Annotated in this window: 5 protein-coding genes and 7 pseudogenes; 7 read left to right on the top strand and 5 right to left on the bottom strand. The window is 64.7% G+C overall.

Annotated features, from left to right (window positions below; translation table 11 throughout):
• Positions 1-932, bottom strand: a 932-nt coding sequence (locus BQ7477_RS09475; protein WP_073983704.1) for an alpha/beta fold hydrolase, incomplete at its 3' end; no start/stop codon positions are given.
• A gap of 127 nt (positions 933-1,059) precedes the next feature.
• On the opposite strand from BQ7477_RS09475, the pseudogene BQ7477_RS09470 reads away from it, so the two are divergent.
• The 5 pseudogenes from BQ7477_RS09470 to BQ7477_RS09440 all read left to right on the top strand — a co-directional run.
• Positions 1,060-1,458: pseudogene (locus BQ7477_RS09470) on the top strand (TetR/AcrR family transcriptional regulator); the annotation flags it as partial.
• Positions 1,451-1,927, top strand: a pseudogene (locus BQ7477_RS13285) (FGGY family carbohydrate kinase); the annotation flags it as partial. The pseudogenes BQ7477_RS09470 and BQ7477_RS13285, both read left to right, overlap by 8 nt.
• A 7-nt stretch (positions 1,928-1,934) precedes the next feature.
• A pseudogene (locus tag BQ7477_RS09460) lies at positions 1,935-2,231 on the top strand (DUF2079 domain-containing protein); the annotation flags it as partial.
• Positions 2,232-3,142: 911 nt separating this feature from the next.
• Positions 3,143-3,853 (top strand): annotated as a pseudogene (locus BQ7477_RS09445) (aminoacyl--tRNA ligase-related protein); the annotation flags it as partial.
• Positions 3,854-4,004: 151 nt separating this feature from the next.
• Positions 4,005-5,234 (top strand): annotated as a pseudogene (locus BQ7477_RS09440) (ISL3 family transposase); the annotation flags it as partial.
• 164 nt (positions 5,235-5,398) lie between these two features.
• Here the strand turns inward: BQ7477_RS09440 and BQ7477_RS09435 are convergent.
• Complete coding sequence (locus BQ7477_RS09435; RefSeq protein ID WP_073983702.1) at positions 5,399-6,703, bottom strand: AAA family ATPase; 1,305 nt, start codon at positions 6,701-6,703, stop codon at positions 5,399-5,401.
• Positions 6,704-6,787: 84 nt separating this feature from the next.
• Complete coding sequence (locus tag BQ7477_RS09430; protein ID WP_073983701.1) at positions 6,788-7,942, bottom strand: alpha/beta fold hydrolase; 1,155 nt, start codon at positions 7,940-7,942, stop codon at positions 6,788-6,790.
• Between the two features lie 127 nt (positions 7,943-8,069).
• Between BQ7477_RS09430 and BQ7477_RS09425 the strand changes: the two genes are divergently transcribed.
• Positions 8,070-8,669, top strand: coding sequence for a TetR/AcrR family transcriptional regulator (locus BQ7477_RS09425; protein WP_073983700.1), 600 nt, complete (start codon positions 8,070-8,072; stop codon positions 8,667-8,669).
• A gap of 1 nt (position 8,670) precedes the next feature.
• Here the strand turns inward: BQ7477_RS09425 and BQ7477_RS09420 are convergent.
• A pseudogene (locus BQ7477_RS09420) lies at positions 8,671-8,933 on the bottom strand (type II toxin-antitoxin system RelE family toxin).
• Positions 8,917-9,159: a type II toxin-antitoxin system RelB family antitoxin gene (gene relB, locus BQ7477_RS09415; RefSeq protein WP_073983699.1), complete on the bottom strand. Its 243-nt coding sequence runs from the start codon at positions 9,157-9,159 to the stop codon at positions 8,917-8,919. The pseudogene BQ7477_RS09420 and the gene relB overlap by 17 nt, the downstream one beginning before the upstream one ends.
• A gap of 279 nt (positions 9,160-9,438) precedes the next feature.
• Between relB and BQ7477_RS12505 the strand changes: the two are divergent.
• Positions 9,439-9,672 (top strand): annotated as a pseudogene (locus BQ7477_RS12505) (ATPase); the annotation flags it as partial.

Below are 9,672 nucleotides of genomic sequence, written 5' to 3'. Positions count from 1 at the left end.
TCGAGGGGTGCCATCGTGAACGCGCCGAACGCCCGCAGCACCTCACTCGGCTTGCTCAGACCCGTCAGGTGCCGCGCCTGCTGGAGCTTCCACGCCAGGTCCGCGCTGAAGCGCGGCGCGACGCTCAAAGCGGCGTCGATGAGCCATGCGGGCCTCGGGGCGCCGACGACCGCCTCCGCGAGGGGGCGCAGGGCACGAGGCAGTGGCGCAGTCAGGCCATCCAGGAGCCGATACATCATGTCGAAGGCGATGGCGTGCGTGATACGAGGGCAGTGGGCGGCCGCCCGCATGACCAGGTACCCGCCGAAGGACACGCCGAGGGCGGCCGCGCTCTCCACGCCGAAGTAGTCCAACACCACGTCCGTGGGGCGCTCCCACTCGGGCACGAGAGGCGTGCCCGCCAGCGCCGTGTGCCCCTGGCCCGGTCCGTCGAAGGTAATGATGTCGAAGGGACGGGTCGGGAAGTGGGACGCGAAGTCGATGATCTCCTCCGCGTAGCCGTCGAATCCGTTCATCATGACGAGCGTGTGCGGCGTGCCCGCGGGGGCCTGCTCCCGGTGAACCGGGTCCGCCTCCCATCGCATCGCGGTCAGCTCCCCACCGCGATAGGGAACCGTGTGCCGGGCGAGCGCGAGGCCTTCGTGGGCCTCGTCGAAGGCGGCTGACATGGCGTCGATGAAGCGCCGCTTGCGCGGGTCGCCGGCGCCCAGGTAGAAGGCCGCGAGCTCGTAGAGGCGCCACGCGGCATCCGCGTCCCCCTCGGATGAGAATCGCTCGGCGAGTCGCTGCGCGAGCGTCGTGATCTCCTTCGTCGACCGAAGCTGGGGGAGTGTGGCGGCTATTTCGCCCATCCCCGCGCGATCGAGGATCGGCTGGAAGGTCCTGTTAAGCTGCAGATCAAATTGGCGGTTGCCGGTGTAGCGCGTGAACATGCGTCGATCCTATGCCTCGAAATCGCGATGAGGAACACACAATACCTCACTGTCTGTCGGATACCGGACGAGGCGATCGACATATGTAGGATATGACTATCGATAGGCGCGAAGTGATCGGAGAACAATGTACCTTCGAAGCCAGAGTAAGCACGGGCGCGACGCCGAGAAGAACCTGGACCTGCGCATCCGCAAGACGCGCCGCGCGATCCGCTCCGGCCTCGTCAAGGCGTGCGAGGCTAAGCCCTACGCGCAGGTGAGCGTCGCGGACATCTGTCGCTCGTCGATGGTCTCGCGCACGACCTTCTACGACCACTACGCCGACAAAGACGCCCTCCTGGCCGAAGTGGTGTCCTTCCTCCTTGAGGAGATCACCCCTGCCCTCGAGGGCCTGTGGTTCGGCGAGGGGCGCGACGCCCGCGCCGTCGCCCGCCACCTTGCGGACGTGTACGCGCACAATGGGCAGGCACTGACAACCCTGCTGGCGATCCGCGTGGGAGGCGACGGCGACCTGCATGAGCAGCTTNGGCTCGATCGGTATCTCCGCGATGATGCATGGCTACCTCGCCTTCGACGCGGACGACAACCTGCTCGCGCCCTTCCGCACGTGGCGCAACACCAACACGGGACGCGCCGCTGACGAGCTCACCCGCCTCTTTGGCTTCAACATCCCCCTGCGCTGGTCGATCGCCCACCTGCATCAGGCGGTCCTCGACTCCGAGGAGCACGCGCCGCGCGTTGCTCGCCTGACGACGCTGGCCGGGTGGGTCCATCATCAGCTGACGGGACGCCACGTCCTGGGCGTCGGCGACGCCTCGGGTATGTTCCCGATCGACTCGACCACGGGCACTTATGTGGAGTTCTACCTTGATCAGTACGAGGCCATGGTCGAGGGCCTGGTCCCGTGGCGTCTGCGCGACATCCTCCCGACCGTGCTGAGCGCCGGCGAGGACGCGGGCATACTGACTCCCGAGGGCGCCGCGCTCATCGACCCGNACCGTCATTGCGTGCGCCGTCGGCGCGCTCTACGTCGTCTATTCTGTGGCCCAGTGGCGCGCGCTCGTCGTGCCCTCCTGGGACCTGGGGATCTTCGCCGAGGCCGTCCAAGCGTACTCGCGCTTCGAGGCGCCCATCGTCCCCATCAAGGGGCCGGGCTACAACCTGCTGGGCGATCATTTCCATCCGATCCTGGCGCTGCTGGGGCCGGTGTATCGGCTCTTCCCCTCGGCGCTCACGCTTCTCGTCGTCCAGGACGTGTTGATCGCCGCGTCGGTCGTGCCGGTCGCGCGCTTGGCGCAGCGNAGATCGTCGAGGAGCACACCTTCGTTCCCGGCCCGATCTTGGAGGAGATCGCCTCGGCAGTGCCCGGCGCTGTGTTCGCGTCGATGCCGCACCCCAACATCCTGCTCTCCGCACCCTTCCCGAACGACGAGATCGAGGGGAGCGATCACCGCATCGTGTCGATGGAGGAGCTCGCCTCCACGCCCACCCCGAAGGTCGTCGTGCGCGCCGCCGACATGGACCGCGAGGAGTTCAATCAGATCCTGTTGTCCCTGGACGTATCGCGCACCCACGAGGTGTTCGTCGGCTGGACGTCCTGGGCGGACATTGAGCCGCTCGGCGTGACCAAGGCGACCGGGCTGGAGGCGCTGCGGGCGCGACTGGGGGTTCCCGCGGCCGGGACCNGCCGATGAGCTGCCCCAGCATCTTCCATGTCACATCCGCCCAGCCGAGCGGGCCGGCGTGCGCGTCGACCGCGATGACGTCGATGAGGCCGTCGGAAAGCTCCGCATCGGGCGCGAGGACCAGCATCTTCATCTCGCCCGCGTTCGCGAACATGACGGAACGTGCCTCGAGGCGCGTAACCTCATCCCCGTGTGAGCGCAAGGAATCCGGACGCGTGGAGGCGGCCCGGGCCTCGTCGATGATCTCGCCGGAAATCTGGTCGCCCACTCCTAGCGGGTCGGGCACAGGTGCCGAGGGGGAACGCAGCATGAGGCGTGCCTTCATGCGCGGGGCGCCCATCGCGCCCAGGCCCGCCCACACGTAGGCGATCCACCCGATGCGCTTCTTCAGTTCGGGGTCGGTGTCGGCCATCGTCTCGCCGTCGTAGCCCATGCCCGCGACGACGAGGCACGCGTACTCGTCCGCTCGCGGCTCGATCGACGAGGCCGGGGCAGCCTCGTCCTGAAGAGTCGCCTCGGGGCGNCGGCTTCGTCCCGATGATGACACCCACCCTGGTCACCCCGCAGATCATGGGCGGCACGGGCTTCCTCAACGAGCACTCCGACGAAATCTACTACCTGCCCGCCGACGACCTGTACCTGACGGGCACGTCCGAGGTGGCCCTCGCCGGCTACCACGCCGACGAAATCCTCGACCTTAGCGCCGGCCCCAAGCGCTACATGGGCTGGTCCACCTGCTACCGCCGCGAGGCCGGCTCCGCCGGCAAGGACACGCGCGGCATCATCCGCGTCCACCAGTTCAACAAAGCCGAGATGTTCAGCTACTGCCGCCCCGAGGACGCCGCCGAGGAGCACCAGCGCTTCCTCGCGTGGGAAGAGGAGATGCTCGCCAAGGTCGAGCTGCCCTACCGCGTCATCGACACGGCCGCCGGCGACCTGGGCACCTCCGCCGCCCGCAAGTTCGACTGCGAGGCCTGGCTGCCAACCCAGGAGCGCTACATGGAGGTCACCTCGACGTCGAACTGCACGACGTTCCAGGCGCGCCGCCTCGGCATTCGCGAGCGCCGCGAGGACGGCATGGCCCCGGTCGCCACGCTCAACGGCACGCTGGCCACGACCCGCTGGATCGTCGCCTTCCTGGAGAACCACCAGCGCTCTGACGGTTCCGTGTACGTGCCCGAGGCGCTGCGCCCCTACCTGGGCGGACTCGAGGCGCTGACCCCGGTCGCTCGATGAACCACGAACGCTTCCTGACGGTCCCCTCCACCGGGGAGGCGGCCCGCCCCTTCGAGGAGCTCCTCGACGAGGCCTCGGTCGCCCTGCCCGCCGGGTTCCCGTCGGCCGCGTCTCAGGTCCTGGTCGCGCTCGACATTGACGGCACGATCNACGCATGTGGCCAGACCGTGCAGTGTTGGCGTGCCGCATTGTTGGTGAGGATCGGTGGTGTCGACGCTGCGGGTGCCAGGGCGTGGCTCGTGACACGGTGGTCAGGCGCTTGGCGCACGAGCCTTACGGGTGGCGTCCCACGATTTTGCATGTGAGCGTGCGCCGCTACCGGTGTCAGGGGTGTTCTCACGTGTGGCGTCAGGATATGAGTCAAGCGGCCGATCCGCGCGCCAAGCTCTCACGGGCGGCGGTGCGCTGGGCGCTCACTGGGCTGGTCGTCCACCATCTGACGGTGGCGCGCATCGCCCAGGCCCTCGGTGTGTCCTGGAATACCGCCAACACCGCTGTCCTGGCCGAAGGAGAGCGCTCACTGATCAACGACCCGACCCGGTGTGAGGGCGTGCGCGTCATCGGCGTGGATGAACACGTGTGGCGCCACACCCCATACGGCGACAAATACGTCACCGTCATCTTGGACTTGACGCCCATCCGAGATCGCCGTGGCCCCTCCCGACTCCTAGACATGGTCCCAGGCCGCTCCAAAAAGGTCTTCAAAACCTGGCTGGCCTCCCAGCCCGATACGTGGCGTGAGCGTATTGAGATCGTCGCGATGGATGGATTCACCGGGTTCAAGAGCGCTGCCGCCGAAGAACTCCCCGACGCAAGGGCGGTCATGGACCCCTTCCACGTCGTACACCTGGCCGGCAACGCCTTGGATGAGTGCCGCAGGCGCATCCAACAAGAACTCCACCACCGGCGCGGGCGCTCCACGGACCCCCTGTACAAGGCCCGCAGAATGTTACACACCCGCTCATGCCTGCTCACGCCACGCCAGCAACACCAGATCCTCGACCTGTTCGCCAGCGATTACCACGTCGCCCTCGAAGTCACCTGGAGCGCCTACCAGAACATTATCGACGCCTATCGTGATCCCAACAAAATCCGCGGTAAGGCCCTGATGGAAGCCGAAATCAACACACTGACCTCCACGCGCGTACCGAGGAGCCTGACCGAGCTCACCACCTTGGGCAGGACACTCAAACGCCGAGCCACAGACATCCTGGCCTACTTCGACCACCCCCACACAAGCAACGGCCCCACCGAAGCCATCAACGGCCGCCTCGAACACCTACGCGGCTCCGCCCTCGGATTCCGTAACCTCACCCACTACATCACCCGAGCACTCCTCGAAACCGGAGGATTCAAACCCCAACTACACCCCGAATTATGAAGAGCCGGTTTGATCAAAAAAGTTGCATGGCGGGGACGCAGGTGTTGACGCAGTAGCTCAAGGTACTGACGTTCAGTGACTAAGCCCTCGGTGAATAGCGCATAACGTATCTTGAGTTGTTTTGCGTTGCGTAATTTACGTGTATTGCGTCGTCCCATCGACTCTCACTCCTCTTCTCCGGTACGAGGATTGAGGAGTTTGTGAATGAGCGAAGGAACGGTGTAAGGCACTCCGCCGAATCGTCCCTCAAGGTACTGTTTGACGATATTGCTGCCCTTCTGAAGAGGGAAATCTGCGAGATTGAAGAGTTCGCTGACGCCGTCGCTATCTTTCTCCACGAACCACACCTGCTCACGCTTTTCCCTGTCGCCGCGACCGGCGTCGAGCAGTGTCATGTCGTGGCTTGTGAAAACGAGTTGAGCTCCGGTTGTATTCACCGAAGGGTCCTCAAACCAGTCGATGATGAGGCGGGAAAGTTGAGGATGAAGGCTTGAACCCAGTTCGTCGACGACGAGAACGCGACCGTTCCTAAGTGCGCTCACGACGGCAGTTCCGAGAGCGAGCCACGCCATGGTGCCTGTGGACTCGTCGGAGTGCCTGAGCCTTCCGCTATTCGTACCGTGTCGGAAAAAGAGATTGCGTGCGATGAAGTTGCTCAGGTCTCTTTCCTCCTCGGAGGACTGATCCGGCTGTTCGTCCTGCAAATCGTCGGCTGTGGGTGAAAGCATGCGTGTGATGAGCCGGGCAAGCTGTGGCGGAATTGCATGCTCCTCCACCTCAATGTTGGTGATACCGGTGTCTGCGATTTGCGCGAGGGTGACGAGGTCATCGAGACGTAGACTCCGTTCTTGGAGCTGCCGTGCGATGCGACCAAGGCGGGCGTTGACCTCGTCATCGCCAACGTGATAGAGGTCAAATCCGCGCATAAGAGCTTCCCAGATGGGCGTCACGGTTTCGTGGTTGAATTGGGCAGCGCGGGAAAGAGCGAGTTCACGTCGGGCAACGTGGGGTATCCTTTTCAGGCCCTTGACTCGCCCGTCAGCATTGCGCACGAACACTTCTTTCCACCGAGTGTTGACGACATGCAGGGACTCTTCGGTGACGCCTTCAGCTTCCGTCGCAAATCGATAGGCGTAGCGTTTGCCGGAGAAGATGAACTCGAGCTCAAAGGTAGCGGGAGCTGTCATCTGTCCCGGGATAAGCGCAAAGGGGGCTCGAGGGAACTGTGGTTTTTCGAGCCATGATGTTGCAGAGGATCCGATGGCTCCGAGCATGTAATGGAGGGCATCGAGAACGTTAGTCTTGCCGGAAGCGTTCGCCCCGTAGATGCCGTCCACGTGGTGGATGTGGTCACTCCACGTTGTGCCCTTGGAAGGGTGGAGCGTCTTGAGTGTGGGACGCGCCAGGTCGAGGGTTGCCTCATCGCGGAACGATCGGTGGTTCTCAAACGTGAATCGTAGGAGATGCATACGGATAGTCTACATTATCGGTCCTAGAGCGATAAATAGTATCGAAAATCAAGCGCTCCTCATCTAATCGGCCTGCTGAGCGCCTCATTTGCAGAGCGTCAGCCACTCGCCCATGATCGCGAAGGCGCGGTCCAAGTCCCCGATCTGGCAGTGCTGCGCCATGTCCGGGTCCTCGGCCTCGTGAAAGGCGCGCACGTCCAGCTCTGCCGCGTTCGCCAGCGCCCGGCGCACGTCTCCCAGCCGCTCGAAGGGTACGTACTGGTCCGCGTCCCCGGCGAGGACGAGGCACGGCTGGTGAATCGCCCCCTCGAGGGGTGCCATCGTGAACGCGCCGAACGCCCGCAGCACCTCACTCGGCTTGCTCAGACCCGTCAGGTGCCGCGCCTGCTGGAGCTTCCACGCCAGGTCCGCGCTGAAGCGCGGCGCGACGCTCAAAGCGGCGTCGATGAGCCATGCGGGCCTCGGGGCGCCGACGACCGCCTCCGCGAGGGGGCGCAGGGCACGAGGCAGTGGCGCAGTCAGGCCATCCAGGAGCCGATACATCATGTCGAAGGCGATGGCGTGCGTGATACGAGGGCAGTGGGCGGCCGCCCGCATGACCAGGTACCCGCCGAAGGACACGCCGAGGGCGGCCGCGCTCTCCACGCCGAAGTAGTCCAACACCACGTCCGTGGGGCGCTCCCACTCGGGCACGAGAGGCGTGCCCGCCAGCGCCGTGTGCCCCTGGCCCGGTCCGTCGAAGGTAATGATGTCGAAGGGACGGGTCGGGAAGTGGGACGCGAAGTCGATGATCTCCTCCGCGTAGCCGTCGAATCCGTTCATCATGACGAGCGTGTGCGGCGTGCCCGCGGGGGCCTGCTCCCGGTGAACCGGGTCCGCCTCCCATCGCATCGCGGTCAGCTCCCCACCGCGATAGGGAACCGTGTGCCGGGCGAGCGCGAGGCCTTCGTGGGCCTCGTCGAAGGCGGCTGACATGGCGTCGATGAAGCGCCGCTTGCGCGGGTCGCCGGCGCCCAGGTAGAAGGCCGCGAGCTCGTAGAGGCGCCACGCGGCATCCGCGTCCCCCTCGGATGAGAATCGCTCGGCGAGTCGCTGCGCGAGCGTCGTGATCTCCTTCGTCGACCGAAGCTGGGGGAGTGTGGCGGCTATTTCGCCCATCCCCGCGCGATCGAGGATCGGCTGGAAGGTCCTGTTAAGCTGCAGATCAAATTGGCGGTTGCCGGTGTAGCGCGTGAACATGCGTCGATCCTATGCCTCGAAATCGCGATGAGGAACACACAATACCTCACTGTCTGTCGGATACCGGACGAGGCGATCGACATATGTAGGATATGACTATCGATAGGCGCGAAGTGATCGGAGAACAATGTACCTTCGAAGCCAGAGTAAGCACGGGCGCGACGCCGAGAAGAACCTGGACCTGCGCATCCGCAAGACGCGCCGCGCGATCCGCTCCGGCCTCGTCAAGGCGTGCGAGGCTAAGCCCTACGCGCAGGTGAGCGTCGCGGACATCTGTCGCTCGTCGATGGTCTCGCGCACGACCTTCTACGACCACTACGCCGACAAAGACGCCCTCCTGGCCGAAGTGGTGTCCTTCCTCCTTGAGGAGATCACCCCTGCCCTCGAGGGCCTGTGGTTCGGCGAGGGGCGCGACGCCCGCGCCGTCGCCCGCCACCTTGCGGACGTGTACGCGCACAATGGGCAGGCACTGACAACCCTGCTGGCGATCCGCGTGGGAGGCGACGGCGACCTGCATGAGCAGCTTTATCGCACGTGCTGTTCGGTATTTACCGATTGGGCGCGTGGCCGCGTCGACGACGAGGTGCTCCCCCTGGCCGCGGACGTCTACGCCTCCGTCGTCCTCACCTTTATCCGTCGCAGCGCCGCCAAGGCCCTGACGGACGAGGAACTGGCCGCCATCGACCGTGCCCGCGAGTTCGTCATCGCGAGCTTCGGCGCTCAGTAGCTCAGCGGTAGATCTGAGACCTGTGATCGATGTTGATGGCAAGGATCAATAGCTCGTCATCTTCGATACAAGCAATAATCCGATAGTTGCCGACATGGTATCGCCACAATCCTGCGAGGTTGCCGGTCAGTCCCTTGCCTCGCGAGCGGGGATCCTCGAACTCGAGGTTTCGCGGAGATACTCGATGATGCGTCTTGCGGTCGGCTTATCGAGCTTGCGGAGCTGTTTCAGTGCGCGTGGTGACAGCTCAGCCCTCCAGGCCAAGGATCTTCACCGCCTCGTCGAGGCTCACCGATGCGACTCGCCCGGCGCGGATGTCCTCGAGCTCAGCCTGCAGTGAGTAGGCCAGCTCGATTTCCTCAAGCGCTGACTCGATGGCGCGATTCATGTAGAACGACTTCGTTCGTCCCGTCCGCTGCGCAAGGGCCGTGAGCCGGGCATCGATCTCGGGATCGAGCTTGACGGAGCGTGCAACACGTGCCGTAGACATGCGTCTTCCTCAACAGTGACTACGCGTAGTCTACACCCCCGACCCGTCAGGTGGAAGGGCTCATTGGTGAGGAAGATGGGTGGGTGGGAGCACCAGGCTCATGGGACAACAGCGCCGTGAATAAAGCGCGAATTCGCATATATCGTGCACGGTGTTCGATAAGTGGTCGCAGGTCCCGTCGGAGCGTGCGCGAGAGTGTTACCGTGAGCGCATTCCAGGCCCCGGCCTCGTCAATGAAGACCCAAGGAGCACCCATGCGCACCGACCCCCGCGCTCGGCATCGAATTCGGTTCGACCCGCATCAAAGCCGTCCTCATCGGCCCCGACCACGAGGTCCTCGCCACCGGCGGCCACGGGTGGGAGAACCACCTCGAGGGCGGCCTGTGGTCCTATCGCCTCGACGAGGTCGTCGCCGGCCTGCAAAGCGCCTACGCCTCCCTGGTCGCGGACGTGCGCGAGCGCTACGACGTCACCCCCACGTCCTACGGCTCGATCGGTATCTCCGCGTCGAAG

Source organism: Actinomyces bouchesdurhonensis (genome assembly GCF_900128465.1).
In the GTDB taxonomy this organism is placed as follows: Bacteria; Actinomycetota; Actinomycetes; order Actinomycetales; family Actinomycetaceae; genus Pauljensenia; species Pauljensenia bouchesdurhonensis.
This window is presented reverse-complemented; position numbering and strand designations above follow the sequence as displayed.

Bases quoted from the DNA above. Each gene is read 5' to 3' on its own strand.
- BQ7477_RS09435 (WP_073983702.1), bottom strand. From the start codon at position 6,703: ATGCATCTCCTACGATTCACGTTTGAGAACCACCGATCGTTCCGCGAT.
- relB (WP_073983699.1), bottom strand. From the start codon at position 9,159: ATGTCTACGGCACGTGTTGCACGCTCCGTCAAGCTCGATCCCGAGATC.
- BQ7477_RS09430 (WP_073983701.1), bottom strand. From the start codon at position 7,942: ATGTTCACGCGCTACACCGGCAACCGCCAATTTGATCTGCAGCTTAAC.
- BQ7477_RS09425 (WP_073983700.1), top strand. From the start codon at position 8,070: ATGTACCTTCGAAGCCAGAGTAAGCACGGGCGCGACGCCGAGAAGAAC.